The sequence below is a fragment of the Pseudomonas sp. BF-R-19 genome (genome assembly GCF_019956445.1).
Lineage (GTDB): Bacteria > Pseudomonadota > Gammaproteobacteria > Pseudomonadales > Pseudomonadaceae > Aquipseudomonas > Aquipseudomonas fluorescens_BH.
Window position 1 is genome coordinate 88,229 of the sequence record NZ_JAHBDN010000103.1, and the last position, 15,577, is coordinate 103,805.

At 61.1% G+C, this 15,577-nt stretch carries 14 protein-coding genes and 1 pseudogene; 5 read left to right on the forward strand and 10 right to left on the reverse strand.

Translation table 11 applies throughout. The features are described 5' to 3' along the window. The first annotated feature begins 261 nt into the window (after positions 1 to 261). The gene (locus KGB28_RS28055) at positions 262 to 1,074 is read left to right on the forward strand and encodes a crotonase/enoyl-CoA hydratase family protein (RefSeq protein WP_223448778.1); all 813 of its coding nucleotides are present in this window, start codon (positions 262 to 264) and stop codon (positions 1,072 to 1,074) included. Between the two features lie 6 nt (positions 1,075 to 1,080). Further along, on the forward strand, positions 1,081 to 1,911 hold the full coding sequence (gene nudC / locus KGB28_RS28060; protein ID WP_223448779.1) for an NAD(+) diphosphatase: 831 nt from the start codon (positions 1,081 to 1,083) through the stop codon (positions 1,909 to 1,911). Here nudC and KGB28_RS28065 read toward each other — a convergent pair. The 3 genes from KGB28_RS28065 to KGB28_RS28075 form a co-directional block, all read right to left on the reverse strand. Beyond that, positions 1,879 to 2,658 carry a TSUP family transporter gene (locus KGB28_RS28065; protein ID WP_150723998.1) on the reverse strand — a complete coding sequence of 260 codons (780 nt, stop codon included), beginning with the start codon at positions 2,656 to 2,658 and terminating at the stop codon, positions 1,879 to 1,881. The genes nudC and KGB28_RS28065 overlap by 33 nt on opposite strands. Before the next feature lie 198 nt (positions 2,659 to 2,856). Continuing rightward, positions 2,857 to 3,333, reverse strand: coding sequence for a DUF1348 family protein (locus KGB28_RS28070; RefSeq protein ID WP_223448780.1), 477 nt, complete (start codon positions 3,331 to 3,333; stop codon positions 2,857 to 2,859). 55 nt (positions 3,334 to 3,388) lie between these two features. After that, positions 3,389 to 3,952 carry a TetR/AcrR family transcriptional regulator gene (locus KGB28_RS28075; protein WP_223448781.1) on the reverse strand — a complete coding sequence of 188 codons (564 nt, stop codon included), beginning with the start codon at positions 3,950 to 3,952 and terminating at the stop codon, positions 3,389 to 3,391. Positions 3,953 to 4,168: 216 nt separating this feature from the next. Here KGB28_RS28075 and pssA point away from each other — a divergent pair, with 216 nt between their 5' ends. Together pssA and KGB28_RS28085 are read left to right on the forward strand one after the other, a co-directional pair. After that, entirely contained in the window at positions 4,169 to 5,512 is a 1,344-nt protein-coding gene (gene pssA, locus KGB28_RS28080; protein WP_223448782.1) for a CDP-diacylglycerol--serine O-phosphatidyltransferase, read from the forward strand. Between the two features lie 541 nt (positions 5,513 to 6,053). Further along, positions 6,054 to 7,070: an AraC family transcriptional regulator gene (locus tag KGB28_RS28085; RefSeq protein ID WP_223448886.1), complete on the forward strand. Its 1,017-nt coding sequence runs from the start codon at positions 6,054 to 6,056 to the stop codon at positions 7,068 to 7,070. A 17-nt stretch (positions 7,071 to 7,087) separates the two neighbouring features. On the opposite strand, the gene KGB28_RS28090 is transcribed toward KGB28_RS28085, so the two are convergent. From KGB28_RS28090 to KGB28_RS28110, 5 genes and pseudogenes are all read right to left on the reverse strand, one after another. Continuing rightward, the gene (locus KGB28_RS28090) at positions 7,088 to 7,576 is read right to left on the reverse strand and encodes an LEA type 2 family protein (RefSeq protein ID WP_223448783.1); all 489 of its coding nucleotides are present in this window, start codon (positions 7,574 to 7,576) and stop codon (positions 7,088 to 7,090) included. A gap of 58 nt (positions 7,577 to 7,634) precedes the next feature. Beyond that, the gene (locus KGB28_RS28095) at positions 7,635 to 9,107 is read right to left on the reverse strand and encodes a nucleobase:cation symporter-2 family protein (protein WP_223448784.1); all 1,473 of its coding nucleotides are present in this window, start codon (positions 9,105 to 9,107) and stop codon (positions 7,635 to 7,637) included. 97 nt (positions 9,108 to 9,204) lie between these two features. Then, positions 9,205 to 9,912, reverse strand: coding sequence for an HPP family protein (locus KGB28_RS28100; RefSeq protein ID WP_223448785.1), 708 nt, complete (start codon positions 9,910 to 9,912; stop codon positions 9,205 to 9,207). 159 nt (positions 9,913 to 10,071) lie between these two features. Continuing rightward, positions 10,072 to 10,197, reverse strand: a pseudogene (locus KGB28_RS28105) (MFS transporter); the annotation flags it as partial. A gap of 131 nt (positions 10,198 to 10,328) precedes the next feature. Beyond that, a complete protein-coding gene (locus tag KGB28_RS28110) occupies positions 10,329 to 11,708 on the reverse strand; it encodes a UDP-glucose dehydrogenase family protein (protein ID WP_223448786.1) in 1,380 nt (459 codons plus the stop codon). A gap of 256 nt (positions 11,709 to 11,964) precedes the next feature. Here KGB28_RS28110 and xerC point away from each other — a divergent pair, with 256 nt between their 5' ends. Continuing rightward, the gene (gene xerC, locus KGB28_RS28115; protein WP_223448787.1) at positions 11,965 to 12,903 is read left to right on the forward strand and encodes a tyrosine recombinase XerC; all 939 of its coding nucleotides are present in this window, start codon (positions 11,965 to 11,967) and stop codon (positions 12,901 to 12,903) included. Positions 12,904 to 12,907: 4 nt separating this feature from the next. Here xerC and KGB28_RS28120 read toward each other — a convergent pair whose 3' ends face one another. Next, positions 12,908 to 13,978 (reverse strand): ABC transporter ATP-binding protein, encoded by a 1,071-nt coding sequence (locus KGB28_RS28120; protein WP_223448788.1) that lies wholly within the window; start codon positions 13,976 to 13,978, stop codon positions 12,908 to 12,910. Continuing rightward, complete coding sequence (locus KGB28_RS28125) at positions 13,975 to 15,573, reverse strand: ABC transporter permease (RefSeq protein ID WP_223448789.1); 1,599 nt, start codon at positions 15,571 to 15,573, stop codon at positions 13,975 to 13,977. The genes KGB28_RS28120 and KGB28_RS28125 overlap by 4 nt, the downstream gene beginning before the upstream one ends. Positions 15,574 to 15,577 lie beyond the last annotated feature (4 nt).

Consider the following 15,577-nt stretch of genomic DNA (forward strand, 5'->3'; position numbering starts at 1 on the left):
AAATTGTTCGACAATCGGTTTGTAGCGGTACGGACGTGCCTGATCGAGGTGCAAACGCCCCGACGAAGTGCATGTTTTTTTGCGTTTTGGCCTCAAAAAGTCACTGGGCAGTCACATAAATGTGCGACGTGATTTATCAGGCATGCACTGTTGTGGTGCGTACTTTTGAGTCCTGCATTTGGCCGAACCACTGCCTTACTGCCCACCTTGGTGCCTTGTTATAGTTCGGGCCTCATTTTTGCCCGCAAAAGGATCATTGGCATGTCTCAGTACACTGCGTTCAACGTCGAACTGGTCGATAAAATCGCCCATGTGCAGATCAACCGTCCGGAGAAGATCAACTCGATGAACGCCGCGTTCTGGAGCGAGATCGTCGAGATCTTCCAATGGATCGACGACACCGATGAAGTGCGTGTGGTGGTCCTGAGCGGGGCAGGCAAGCATTTCTCCTCGGGGATCGACCTGATGATGCTGGCCGGTGTGGCCAATGAACTGGGCAAGGACGTGGGCCGCAATGCGCGCCTGTTGCGGCGCAAGATCCTCACCCTGCAAGCGTCGTTCAATGCGGTCGATAACTGCCGCAAACCGGTGCTTGCGGCCATTCAGGGTTACTGCCTGGGTGGCGCCATCGACCTGATTGCCGCGTGTGACATGCGATATGCCGCCGAGGATGCACAGTTCTCGATCAAGGAAATCGACATCGGCATGGCCGCCGACGTCGGCACGTTGCAACGCTTGCCGCGGATCATCGGTGACGGCATGCTGCGCGAACTGGCTTACACTGGTCGCACGTTTGGCGCCGACGAAGCGCGGAGCATGGGCCTGGTCAATCGCGTCTACAGCGACAACGCCAGCCTGCTCGACGGCGTCATGGGCATTGCCTACACAATCGCCAGCAAGTCGCCGATTGCCGTCACCGGCACCAAGGAGATGATCAGCTACATGCGTGACCATCGCATCGATGACGGCCTCGAATACATCGCCACCTGGAACGCCGCCATGCTGCAATCCACCGATCTGCGCGTGGCCATGGCCGCCCATATGAGCAAACAGAAACCCGAATTTCTGGATTGATTAACCATGATTCCTCGCTGGACCACCGCAGTACTGGACACCGATCAACCCGGCGGCTGGGCCATCGCGCGCAGCCCCGAAGGCTTTCTGTTCGATGACAATGGCGCACTGTTTGCGCGCGAATGGCTGAAGCGTCAGGACCTGCCGATTCTTGCCGAACATGGCATCGGTCATCTCGATGGCGAGCCGGTCTATCTGCTGGAACTGCGCAGTCATAGCGAAGTGCCGGGTTGCAACTGGAAAGGCCTGCGGGCGTTCATGCTCGAAGGCGATCACACGGTCTACAAGGTGCTCGGTTACGCCGCGCAGATCGGCACCTGGGCCCGCGAACACCGCTTTTGCGGTAACTGCGGTCAGGCCATGACCCAGGTGCCGCGCGAACGGGCGATGTATTGCCAGCCGTGCGATCTGCGCAGCTACCCACGGATTTCGCCGAGCATGATCGTCCTGGTGACTCGAGGCGATGAAGTGCTGTTGGCTCGCTCGCCGCGTTTTGTCAGCGGTGTCTACAGCACATTGGCGGGGTTCGCCGAACCGGGCGAATCGGCCGAGGACTGCCTGATTCGCGAGGTTCGTGAAGAGGTGAGCATCGAGGTCAGGAATATCCAGTACATGGGCAGCCAGTGCTGGCCGTTCCCGCACTCGATGATGCTCGGCTTTCACGCCGAATATGCCGGTGGCGAGATCGTCTGCCAGGAAGACGAGATCGAGGACGCCCAGTGGTTCAACGTGCACGAGCTGCCGCCGTTGCCGGCGTCACGCTCGATTGCCCGTTACCTGATCGACGTCTATGTGGCGCGGCGCTTAGGCCACGCTGAACCAGTGCTGCCAGGCTAGGCGCACGGTCAGGCCCAGCACCACGGTGATGAACACCGGACGAATGAATTTCGCGCCGCCACTGATGGCGGTGCGGGCGCCGAAGAAGGCGCCGACCATCAACGACGAGCCCATGCACAGGCCGATGACCCAGTCCACCTGACCGGAAAAGATGAAGATCGACAGCGCCGCCGCGTTGCTGACGAAGTTCATGCTGCGCGCCACGCCGCTGGCTTTCACCAGGTCGACGGGGTAGAGCAGCAGGCTGCTCACGGTCCAGAACGCGCCCGTGCCGGGACCGGCCACGCCGTCATAGAAGCCGAGGCTGAAGCCTTGGGTCGACTGCCACTTTTTCTTGATCGGTGCGTTGCTGTCCAGCGGCGCTTTCGGCGTGCCGCCAAACAATAGATAAACGCCACAGGCGAAGACGATCACCGGCAGCATTTTGTTCAGCCATTCCGCTGGCAGGTAATGCGCGACCACGGCACCCGTCAGCGCGCCAACCAAGGTGCCGACGATGGCGTGCACCCATTGCGCGGGGTGGAACAGCTTGCGCCGGTAGAAGGTGAAACTGGCAATCGCCGAGCCGAAAGTCGAACTGAGTTTGTTGGTGCCCAGCACCAGGTGCGGCGGCAGGCCGGCGGTCAACAGGGCGGGGGTGGTCAACAGCCCACCGCCACCGGCGATGGCGTCGATGAAACCGGCAACAAAAGCGACAAGGGCCAGGATGGCCAGGGTGGAGAGGTCAACGCTGAGTTCGAAAGGCATGGGATCGGCTTATTCGGCGGGTGCAGAAAGAGGCTGCAGGGAAGGGCAGCATCTTAACCACCTGCACGACACAAAACCAATGTGGGAGCGGGCTTGCTCGCGAAAGCGGTGTGTCAGCCAACACTGATGCTGGATCTGATGGCCCCTTCGCGAGCAAGTCGGATCGCCGCACCGCCGCTCCCACATTTTGCTCAGTGTTTACAGGCCAAGATCCGACAAGCCCGGATGATCATCCGGCCGACGCCCCAGCGGCCAATGGAACTTGCGCTCGCTTTCCTTGATCGGCATGTCGTTGATGCAGGCGAAGCGGTGGGCCATCAGGCCGTCCTCGTTGAACTCCCAGTTTTCATTGCCGTAGGAGCGGAACCAGTTACCCGAGTCGTCGTGCCATTCATAGGCATAACGCACGGCAATGCGGTTGCCGGTGAACGCCCAGAGTTCCTTGATCAGCCGGTAGTTCAGCTCCTTGGCCCATTTGCGGGTCAGGAAGCCCTTGGCTTCTTCGCGGTTGTGGGCGAACTCGGCGCGGTTGCGCCATTGGGTGTCCAGGGTGTAGGCCAGGGACACGCGCTCCGGGTCGCGAGAGTTCCAGCCGTCTTCGGCCAGGCGAACTTTTTCAATCGCCGATTCACGGGTGAAAGGAGGTAGTGGCGGACGAACTTCGGCATTAGACATTTAAAGTCTCCGTATCAAGTTAATGTTCAAACAACTGTAGAGCTTGATCAGGTTGCTACAGGTCCAATAACTTTCGCGCCATGCATTGCGCATTATCGGCGGCACTGTGATCACCCATTACAAGCGCCACGGTAATGGCACCGTCGATCAGGATCAGCAGCTGTCTGGCCAGCAGCAGCGGATCCTCGGCGCCATGTTCGGTACACAGCTCGCACAGGTAGTCGAGCAGCTTCTGTTTATGCTCTTTGGCGACCAGGCGCACCGGGTCCTGCGGGTCGCCGGTTTCACCGCTGGTGTTGATGAAAGCGCAGCCGCGAAAACCTTCGCAGGCGAACCACGACTTGAGCACGGTAAACAGGTTGAGCAGTCGCTCGGCCGGGGTTTGTGCCTGGCCGACTGCGCCTCTGTACCAGTGCATCCAGCGCTGGTCACGGCGTTGCAGGGCGGCCACCACCAGTTCGTCCTTGTTGGCGAAGTAGCGGTAGATGCTTTTTCTGGAGACGCCGGCGGTTTTCACCAGAAGATCCATGCCAGTGGCGGCTATGCCACTTTTGTAGATCAACTTTTCGGTGACATCCAGAATGATGTCGCGTGTGTCATTGCTAGTGATTTCGTTCATGTTGCAAACAGTAGAACGATCGTTCTCCTTGGTCAAGTGGATATTTTTGTTGCCCGCGCAAATGCCATCGCGAGCAGGCTCGTTCCCAAATTTGAAATACGGTCCCCTCTGGGAGCGGGCTTGCTCGCGAAGAGGGCATTACAGACAGTAACAAGACCCAAAGCAATCGATGGTGTAAGCTCACGGGTTCTTCGGATTCGACCCATTGCGAGCCCTATGCCGTCGTTTTTCAAACGCTCCCTGCTGCCCAAGTTGCGCAGTTTTCCGCTGACGGCCGATGCCGTTAACGTCCTCTGCGGCGCTGCCGAATTCCGTCGTTGCCTGCTGGAGAAAATCGCCAGCGCGACCCGGCGCATTTACATCGTTGCGCTGTACCTGCAAGAGGATGAGGCCGGCCAGGAAATTCTCGATGCCTTGCACGCGGCCAAACTGGCGCGTCCGGAACTGGACGTGGTGGTCGTCGTCGACTGGCTGCGCGCCCAGCGCGGCCTGATCGGTGCCGGCAAGCAACCGGGCAACTCCGCCTGGTATCAGGAAATGACCCGCACCCATGCCAGCGAAGTGCCGATCTACGGCGTCCCGGTACAAACCCGCGAATTGTTCGGTGTGTTGCACCTTAAAGGCTTCGTGATCGATGACTGCGTTATCTACAGCGGCGCGAGCCTGAACAATGTCTATCTGCACAAGTTCGACAAGTACCGCTACGACCGCTATCACCTGCTGCACAATCGTGAACTGGCCGATTCGATGGAGCACCTGGTGCAGCACGGCCTGGTGGCGTCCAAGGCGGTGCACCGCCTCGACCTGCCGAACCTGCCGACCACCCGCAGCCTGCGCAATGACATCGGTGACCTGCGCAGCCGTCTCAAGCATGCGGCGTACGACACCACGCAGGGCACCACCGACAGGACCGGTTTGTCCGTCAGCCCGTTGCTCGGCGTCGGCAAGAACAATCCGCTGAACCGGGTGATCTGCGAACTGATCGCCAGCGCCCAGCAGCAACTGATCATTTGCACGCCGTACTTCAACCTGCCGCTGGCGATCATCCGCGAGATCAACCGCGCACTGGCCCGTGGGGTGAAGATCGACATTGTGGTCGGCGACAAGACGGCCAACGACTTCTACATTCCGCCGAGCGAACCGTTCCGGGTCATTTCGGCGCTGCCGTACCTGTACGAAATCAGCTTGCGCCGGTTCGCCAAGCGTCATCAGCGCAACATCGACAGCGGGCAGTTGAACCTGCACCTGTGGCGTGATGGTGACCACACCTATCACCTCAAGGGCATGTGGATCGACCGGCGCTATACCTTGCTGACCGGCAACAACCTCAACCCGCGGGCGTTTCGACTCGATCTGGAAAACGCCTTGTTGATCGATGATCCCCATGGCGAACTGCTGGAGCCGCGTCGCAAGGAGCTGGCAGAGATCTTCCAGCACACCCGTCGCATCGAGCACTTCCAGAACCTGGAAACCCTGGCCGAATACCCGGCGGGCGTGGCCAAGTTCCTCAAGCGCGTGAGTCGCGTGCGGATCGAGCGGTTGCTCTATCGCATTCTGTAAAGCCGGTGGATCTCAGGAAAGCAATCGCGAGCTTGCTCGCGATGACGGCCTGACAGCCACAGATGCATCCCAGATGAACGCACCCAGCAAACAGGCCGGCCGGTAGGCCGCCTCGCTTTTGCTTTGGCTTTTGATCTTCTTGCCCCCTCGTGAGGCTTCGTTCCGGTTCTGCGCAGTGGGCAACCCGGCATGGATGCCGGGTTAGCCGCCGCCGGCCATGGATGGCCGATGGCGGCGGGCCCACGGAGCAGGACCGGAGCGAGGGCATGCCGAGCCTAAGCGAGGCACCGAACGTCAGGGGCAAGAGCCCTTGGTTACTTGGGGCTTTTCCAAGTGACCCGCCGTAAGGGCGGAACCATAAGCCGCCGTTACCGCAGAAACGGATAGGTACACCCTCAAAAATCCATGTCGCCTGCCAGGCAGCCATCGCGAGCAAGCTCGCTCCCACAGGAATCCGCGCTCCCACAAGGGATCTGCGTTGAGGTAGCGGTTTCAGCTAATATGCCCCCCACTCGAACAAGAACAGGGCTTGCCGCGATCCATGTCGGAAAAAGACACCATCTCCATTCAACTGGTGCGTGAAGCACTGTTGCAAAGCTGCGCGCCAGGAATCGCCACGGATGAAGTGTTGAGCAAGGTCGGCATCGACCCGCAGTTGTTGGGCAACGCCGACGCCCGTGTTCCGGCCACGGCCTATGCGCGCCTGTGGCGGTTGCTGGCACGGCGCGGCGATGATGAGTTCTTTGGCATGGACCCACGCAAACTCAAATCCGGCAGCTTTGCGTTCCTGTGTCGCAGCGCCATGCTCCAGCCCAACGTGGCGGCGGGAGTGGCCAGCGGCCTGGGTTTTTTGTCGTTGATCCTCGAACACCTGCCGGCGCAGTTGGTGCGTCAGCAAAGCCTGGCGGAAATCGTCCTGCTGGAGGACGACAAAGACCCGCGTCGGGCCTTCACCTATTTCACCTACTGGATGATCGTGCACGGCGTTGCCTGCTGGCTGGCAGGACGGCGGATTCCGATCCTGGCCATCGAACTGCGCTGTTCGAAGCCGGATTTCTGCGATGACTATCAGGTGATGTTTTCCGAGAACCTGCGCTTCGACCGCCCACGCACGCGGATGATTTTCTCCGCCGATTGCCTGGACCTGCCCATCAAGCGCAGCCCTGAAGAGCTCGAGCGATTCCTGGCCCGTGCGCCGGCGAACATTCTGGTGAAGTACCGCGATCCGCAGAGCCTGGCCAGCCGCATCAAACACGACCTGCGCCACCTGCCGGCCGAACACTGGCCGGAAACCGAAGCATTGGCGCAACGCCTGTGCATGTCGGCTTCAACCCTGCGCCGCCGATTGGCCGAAGAGGGGCAAACCTATCAAGGCCTCAAGGACGGCGTGCGCAAGGAGCTGGCGATTGTCTGGCTGGCCGAACCCACGATCAGCTTCAGCGAAATCGCCACGCGGCTGGGGTTCGCTGACGTCAGTTCGTTCTACAAGGCGTTTCGCAAGTGGTCGGGATCAAATCCGGGGCATTACCGCAGCCTGATTCTCAATGACACTGAGTAAGTTCAGCGGCGCAACGGTCATTTCTTCGCAGGCCTATAACGGCTGCCCGTAGTCGATCCAGGCAGATTGAGCGTGCCACTGTCGACGAAACGCATCGTGTTGAACACTCCACCCGAGAGCTTTCCGCGCAGGACATAAGGCATGTTGTTGAGCGTTTTCATCTGGCTGATGCCATAGGTCTGGCGGATCACCGACAACGCCGAAACACTGACCGGCACGCTGACGACGGTGTCGGAAAAACGCCCGATCGTACCCCTCTCATCGGTGACCCCAGAGGCGAAGGGCTGGCCGTTGATGTCCAGGTCCAGGGCGACGCCGCTGTAGGTGAGGGTGGTGTCATTGGGGTTCTGCACGCGGATTCTCACGGCAAAGCGCACTTCCATGCCCTCGCCTTGCAGGGGCTCGACACCCACGACGTTGATTCTCAACGGGTCTCGATTGGGCAGCGAAGAGCAGGCGCTCAGGCAGAGCAGGAGGGAAATCAGGACCGCGTGGGCGCTGCGCATGGACGTGCTCTCATCTGAAAAAGGGCTGAACCGTCAGCGGCTCAGCCCTTGAACCGGTCTAGCGGTTTGACTGTGCGACCACCGCAGCCTTTGCGGGTTCATCCCTGGCGGTCACATCGGGGTTCTGCATCACCTGAAGCACCGAGGCCTCCGGATCGAATTCGTCCTCTTCCAGTTCGATGAATTCCTCGGGCAAGAAGATATTAAGAACGATAGCGCACAGCGCGCCGACGGTGATGGGCGATTCGAAAATGTTGTGCAGGGCCTTGGGCAGTTCACGCAAGACTTCCGGCACGGCGGCCACGCCCAGGCCCATGCCGATGGAAATCGCCACGATCAGCATGTTGCGCCGATGCAGGCCGGCCTCGGCGAGAATCTTGATCCCGGCCACGGCGACGGTGCCGAACATCACCAGTTCCGCGCCACCGAGCACCGGTTTCGGCATCAGTTGCAGTACCGCGCCGATCATCGGGAACAGGCCAAGCACCACCAGCAATCCGGCAATGAAAAACGCCACGTAGCGACTGGCCACGCCGGTGAGCTGGATCACCCCGTTGTTCTGGGCGAAGGTCACCATCGGCATGCTGTTGAACACTGCGGCCATGGCCGAGTTGAGGCCATCGGCGAGCAGGCCGGACTTGATCCGGCGAATGTACACCGGGCCCTTGACCGGTTGCCGGGAGATCATCGAGTTGGCCGTAAGGTCACCGGCGGCCTCCAGCGGCGACACGAGGAAGATCACCGCCACCGGAATGAACGCCACCCAATCGAAGGAGAACCCGTACTTGAACGGCACCGGTACGCTCATCAGCGGTACTTCGGGCAGGCTGTTGAAATCCACCTGGCCCATGAGCCATGCCACCCCGTAGCCCAGGGTAAGGCCGATGACAATCGCCCCCAGGCGCAGAAACGGCACGTCCACCCGGTTCAACACCACGATGGTTCCCAGCACCAGCGCCGCCAGGGCCAGGTGACTGGCCGCCCCCAGATCCGGGGCGCCGAAGCCGCCGGCGATGTCGGTCATTGCCACCTTGATCAGCGACAAGCCCATCAGCGTGATGATCGTGCCGGTCACCACCGGGGTGATCAGCATGCGTAATTTGCCGATGAACTGGCTCAACACCACCTCGATGAACGCGGCAAAAAAGCACACGCCGAAGATGGTCGAGAGAATCTCATCGGTACCGCCACCACGGGCCTTGACCATGAAGCCGGCGCTGAGAATCACACTGATGAACGAGAAACTGGTGCCTTGCAGGCACAACAGGCCGGAGCCCACCGGACCGAAGCGCCGCGCCTGCACGAAGGTGCCCAGGCCGGAAACGAACAGCGCCATGCTGATCAGGTAGGGAATTTCGCTTTGCAGGCCCAGGGCGCTGCCCATGATCAGCGTCGGGGTGATGATGCCGACGAAACTCGCGAGCACGTGTTGCAGGGCGGCGAAGACGGTGGCGGTCAGATGCGGGCGGTCATCGAGGCCGTAGATCAGGTCGCTGTGGCGTGGAGCGGGGGCTTTTTCGGAGGCGGTCATGGTGGTTTGCGTGCCAGAAGGCGGGCCGGGTCAGAAAATGGAGGCGCAGGATGCCAGAACCGCCCGGCCACGGCAAAAGAACCTCCAAAACAGCAACTTACAGTCGAGGGGCGAGCACCTCGCCCACGCTGCGGCGTTTGGCGTGCAGTTGGCTGGCCTGGATCAACTGTTCGAGGTCTTCGGGCGTGACGTCGTAGAACGCTTCCATGTCGGCCAACGCCAGTTTCAGGTCTTCGGCGGTGATGGCCTGACGGTCGACCGGCGGGTGATCGGCAGGAATCCTGGCCACCGCTTCGCTGGCACTCTTGGGGTAACGAACGCGGGTCAGGTTGTTGTAGGCCAGGGCACAGAGCAGCATCGTCGCCGCGCTGAGCATCACCGGTCCGATGGCTCTCCAGTCCATGGCAATGGTCGCCGGATCGGCCAGCACCAGGGTCAGGGCCAATGCACCGGCCGGTGGATGCAGGCACCGCAGCCAGCACATCAGGATCAACGCCATGCCCGCCGCCAGGCACGCGCTACCCAGGGTTCGGCCCAACACATGGGCCACCAGCAAGGCAATCACCCCAGCGCACAAGTAGCCGCCGAGAATCGACCAGGGTTGGGCGAGCGCGCCCGAAGACACGGCAAACAACAGCACCGCCGAAGCCCCCAGTGGACCGATCAGGTGCTGGGCCACCTCGATGCCGAACACCTGGCTACAGAGCCATACGCTCATCAGTGTCCCCAAGGCCATGCCGATGGCGGCGCGGCTCCATTCGGTGGGGCGGGTGTTGATGGCGGCAGGCAACCAGCGAGCAAGCATTCCGAGAAAACTCCGGCAGAAAAAATCCATGCAAAAAAAGGGCTTGGCTGGGGAACCCAGAAAGCCCTTGAAGTTGTTCCAACTGTTGGGGGAGGAACGCGCACAGTGTGCCGTTCAATCCTGCTACTGACAAATTCATATTAATGAGCTTTCAGTGCATTAATTTTGCTTTAAAACGCCCCGTCGGCCGCTTGTGTAGCACAGCAAGCCACCCAGGGCAGCGAGTGCACTCAAGGCATAAAACATCGTCGGCGCCGGGGTGTGCATCAACATGAAGCCGCAAATGTTCGTTGCCACGGGATTTGCTTGAGGTGCAACAGCACGAAATCATTCCTGTCGAAACGCCCGCTCAATGCACCAACAGCCGTGCAGACCCAGCACGAGGGACTGTTGGCGGATGTGAGGGATCATGGTGTTCAGGCAACCACTGACTCGGCAAACCATTGCTGGTACGGAATCGGCAATTTGCTCGAGTCGCCCCGGCCGATCGGGAAGTAGGTGAAACCGATGCGTGCCAGACGGTCCGAGTCGTACAGGTTGCGGCCGTCAAAGATCACCGGTGCGTTGAGCCGCTGCTGGATCAGCTGGAAGTCCGGCGCCTTGAACTGTTGCCATTCGGTGCAGATGATCAGTGCATCGGCACCGGACAAGACCGACTCGGGCGTGCCCATGAGCATCAGCTTCGACTCATCGGGATACAGCTTCTGGGTTTCCTGCATGGCTTCCGGATCGAACGCACGGACATTCGCCCCGGCGGCCCACAAGGATTCGAGCAACACCCGGCTCGGTGCATCGCGCATGTCGTCGGTGTTTGGCTTGAACGCCAGGCCCCACAAGGCAAAGGTCCTGCCACGCAAGTTGCCCTTGTAGAACGCGTTGATGCGCTCGAACAGCTTGAATTTCTGTCGCTCGTTGATGGCTTCCACCGCTTGCAGCAGGTCACTGGAGCAATGGGCCTGTTCGGCGCTGTGGATCAGGGCACGCATGTCCTTGGGGAAACATGAGCCGCCGTAGCCGCAACCGGGGTAGATGAAGTGATAGCCGATACGCGAGTCGGCGCCGATGCCCAGGCGTACCGATTCGATGTCGGCGCCCAGGTGTTCGGCCAGTTCGGCGATCTGGTTGATGAAGCTGATCTTGGTCGCCAGCATGCAGTTGGCGGCGTACTTGGTCAGCTCGGCGCTGCGCAGGTCCATGAACATGATGCGTTCATGATTGCGGTTGAAGGGCGAGTACAGGTCACGCATCACCTCACGCACTTCTTCGCGTTCGCAGCCGACGACGATACGGTCCGGGCGGCGGCAGTCGGTCACGGCCGAACCTTCTTTCAAGAACTCCGGGTTGGAGACGATATCGAACTGCAAAAGACGCCCGGCGCTGAGCAGGCATTTGTCGATGTGCGCGCGCAAGGCGTCGCCGGTGCCGACCGGGACGGTGGATTTCTCCACCAGGATCGCCGGCTGCTCGCGATGCCGGGCAACCGCTTCGCCCACCGACATCACGTAGCGCAAGTCTGCTGAACCGTCGTCCCGGGACGGTGTACCAACCGCGATGAACAGCACCTGGCCATGCTGTATCGCGAATTTTTCGTCGTGGGTGAATTGCAACCGTCTGGCGTCAAGACCTTCGCGTACCAGGCTGGCCAGCCCGGGTTCGAAAATACTCACGTGGCCCTGTTGGAGCAGTTCGACCTTATTCTCGTCAACGTCCATGCAGACCACGTCGTGGCCGACTTCCGCCAATACCGCTGCCTGCACCAGGCCAACATATCCGCTACCAAACACGCTGATTTTCATTGGACACTCCTTTGTTCGGGCGCACGGGCTGGTTCGGTGACGCAGGATAGGCAGGGCCATGTTTCAATTCGGCTATCGCGTGGTAAAGCCACTGGCGGGCGTGTCGGTTGACTTTTTTCGCTATGACCGGCAGGTTGCACGTCCATTCGGGCAGCGCCGACTTGCGAAAAGTCCTGCGGGGGCGTTGTCTTCTACATCAGCGTAATTTCGCTTCCCGCTTGTTTCACTGAACTGTTTACCTTCAAGGCCGTTTCGTTTGATTGACTTACCTGTATCTGATTCCCGCACACCCCTCACCAATCCACTGACCCTGTATCTGGCGCGACTGGCGCCGTCCAGCCAGCTGACCATGCGTTATGTGCTGCAGGATGCCGCCGACCGTCTGGGTTTCGAAGACCACGATATCGAGGAAATTCCCTGGCACAATCTGCAGCCCGAGGACGTCATTGCGTTGGTCGCCACCTTGCGTTCGGATGGCTATGCGCCGAACACGTCTTCGCTCTATGTCAACGCGGTGCGCGGGGTGATGAACGAAGCGTGGCGCATGAGCCTGATCTCTCAGGAGCATCTGTTGAAGATGCGTACCGTGAAGGGTATGGCCGGGACACGGCTGTCCCAGGGGCGCAATCTCAGGCGCACGCTGATCCAGGAGCTGATGGCGGTCTGCGCTGCCGATCCGCGGCCGCAGGGCCTGCGGGATGCGGCGATCATCGGGATTTTGTACGGCTCGGGGATGCGCAAATCCGAATCGGTGAACCTGGAGCTGAACCAGGTCGACTTCACCGAGCGCAGCCTGCGGGTGACCGCCAAGGGCAACAAACAGTTGATCAAGTACGCGCCGGCCTGGGCCTTCGCCAAGCTTGAAGCCTGGCTCGAGCTGCGCCGTTCGTTGCTCAAGGACGGTGAGACGGACGATCCGTTCCTGTTCAACCGCATCCGCCGTGGCAGCCACATCACCCGTGAGCGCATCACCAAACACGCGATTTACTACATCGCCCGGCAACGGGGCGCGCAGGTCGGGGTGAAAATCATGCCCCACGACTTCCGGCGTTCATTCATCACCCGGGTGATCGAAGAGCATGACTTGTCGATTGCACAGAAGCTGGCGCACCACAGCAACATCCAGACCACGGCCAACTACGATGTGCGCGATGACAACGAGCGGCGTCGGGCGGTGGATCGATTCGATCTGTGAACGATCACACCTCGCTCAGTACATGGGCATGGCCAATGGTCGAGACCTGAACCGAACTGCCGGCGGGTGGTGCATACATGCCGGAACTGCGCACCAGCAGTGATCGGCCCGGTTGCTCGCTACGAGTCAATGACTGGAGTTCCACCGTCAGCGTGCAAGTGTTGCCGCTGAAGTCCCGATCGGTGACCACGGCCCGGCACCCGCTGGCTTCCAGGTCACTGGGGAGGATGCTGGCCAGTTGCAGCTGTTCGGGTCGCAGCATGATCTGCGCCGAGCTGTTGTTGCGGTGGTTGTTGACCGGGATCCGCCCCAGGTCGCAATGGGCCCAACCGGCCTCGATGCGCGCGGGCATCACCACGGCATCCCCCAGGAACAAGGCGGTCTGTTCGTCTTCGGGATAACGGTAAAGGTCCAGCGGATGCCCTGACTGCACCAGTCGGCCATGACGCATCACCGCCAACTGGTCGGCGAACGACAGGGCTTCACTCTGGTCATGGGTGACCAGGATGGTGGTGACGCCCGCGTCTTCCAGCAGCCGCGCAACCATCTTGCGCATGGCGGCGCGCAAGCCGGTATCGAGCGCCGAGAACGGCTCGTCCAGCAGCATCAGCCGTGGCTGCTGCGCCAGGGCTCGGGCCAGGGCCACGCGCTGTTGCTGGCCACCGGACAATTCGTGAGGCCAGCGCTCGGCCATCTTCGCGTCCAGGGCCACGCTGTCCATCAGTTCGGCGACGCGCTGCTGTTTTTCAGCGCCCCTGGTCGACAGGCCGAAGCCGATGTTCGCTGCCACGGTCATGTGCGGGAACAGTGCGCCGTCCTGTGGCACATAGCCGATCAGGCGTTGATGGGCCGGCACTTCGTGGGTGCCGTCGACCAGGGTCTGGCCATTGAGCGACAGGCGGCCGGAATCGGGGAACTCGAAACCGGCAATCATCCGCAGCAACGTGGTCTTGCCCGAGCCGGAAGGGCCGACGATGACCGTGCGACTGCCGCTGGGCACCGACAGGCTGACGTTGTCCAGGGCGCAATGGGCGCCATAGGACTTGTAGAGGGCATTCAATTCAAGAGTGTTCATCGGCCAGCCGTTTTTTTCGATTGGTGATAAAGGAGTCCGGTCAACGGAAGCGACAGCACAACCATCAATAAGGCGTAGGGCGCAGCGGCTGCGTAATCGATTTCACTGGTCAAGGCCCAGAACCCGGTCGCCAGGGTGCGCGTGCCGTTCGGGGCCAGCAGCAAGGTGGCGGTCAATTCGTTGGTGATCGCCAGGAACACCAGCGCCGCGCCGGCGGCAGCCCCCGGTGCGGCCAGGCGCAAGGTGATCAGCCACAGTGCCCGGGCCGGCGAGCGGCCAAGGCTGCGGGCCATGTTTTCCAGTTCCACCGGGGCCTGGGCAATGCCTGCGCGCAGGCTCACCAGGGCACGGGGCAAGAACATCAACAGATACGCCAGCAGCACGGTGAAGGTGGTCTGGTAGATCGGCCGGGCAAAATGGATCGTGACGGTCACCAGCGCCAGCGCGACGATGATTCCAGGCAAGGAACTGGTGATGTAGTTGCAGCTTTCCAGCACCCGTTGCAGTCGACCGGGGTAGCGGATCGACAGCCAGGCAATCGGGATCGCCGCGCAGGTGGTCAGCGCCGCGCCCGCGATGCCGAGCAGCAGGGTTTGCTCCAGTGCGGGCAACAATTCGGCCATGTCCCAGACTTCCACACCGCCGGCGATGAGCCACTTGCCCAGGGTAATCAAGGGCACGCCCAGGGCCAGGGCGCAGGTCACGATCTGCAGCGTCAGCGAGAGCAGGGTGGAGGCCGGTTTCAGGTAAACGACCCGTTGCTCCCGAGCGCTTCCCGAACCGACGCGAGCGTAACGCGCGGAGCCCCGTGCCGCGGATTCGGCCGTCAACATCGCCAGGCAACACAGCGCCAGGACACTGGCCAGCATGTGCGCAGCCGCACCGTTGAAGGTCGATTTGAACTGATCGAAGATCGCGGTGGTAAAGGTGTCGAAGCGGATCATGGCGTACAGGCCATACTCGGCCAGCAGGTGCAGGCCGACCAGCAAGGCGCCGCCGCAGATCGCCAGGCGCAATTGCGGCAACACCACGCGGAAAAACACGTTCCAGGGTTTGAGCCCCATGGATTCGGCGACGTCTTCGATGGCCGGATCGAGCCGGCGCAAAGTGGCCGCCACCGGCAAATACAGGAACGGGAAGTAGGCGATGACCGAGACCAGGACTCCGGCAAACAAGCCGTGAATCGGTGGCACCAGGCTGACCCAGGCGTAGCTGTGAACGAACGCAGGCACCGCCAGCGGCGCGGTGGCCAGCAACGACCACCAGCGCCGCCCCGGCAGATTCGTGCGTTCCGTGAGCCAGGCCAGCGTCACCCCCAGTGCGACGCACAAGGGAATCGTCAGCAGCACCAGCAACACGGTGTTGACCAGCAGTTCACCGACCCGAGGGCGGAACACCAGGGCCACGACGGTTGACCAGCCTGTCTGCAGGGACACGCCGATAACGTAAGCGATCGGTAGCAGTGCCAGTAATGAAACCAGCACCGACAAACCGATCACCCATACACCGCCACGTCCCGCAAAGATTCCGCGGGATCGTCGACGCAAATGTGCGGGTGTCGCCTCAGCGACCCCCGCAGGCAGGGTTTCTGGCATCAAT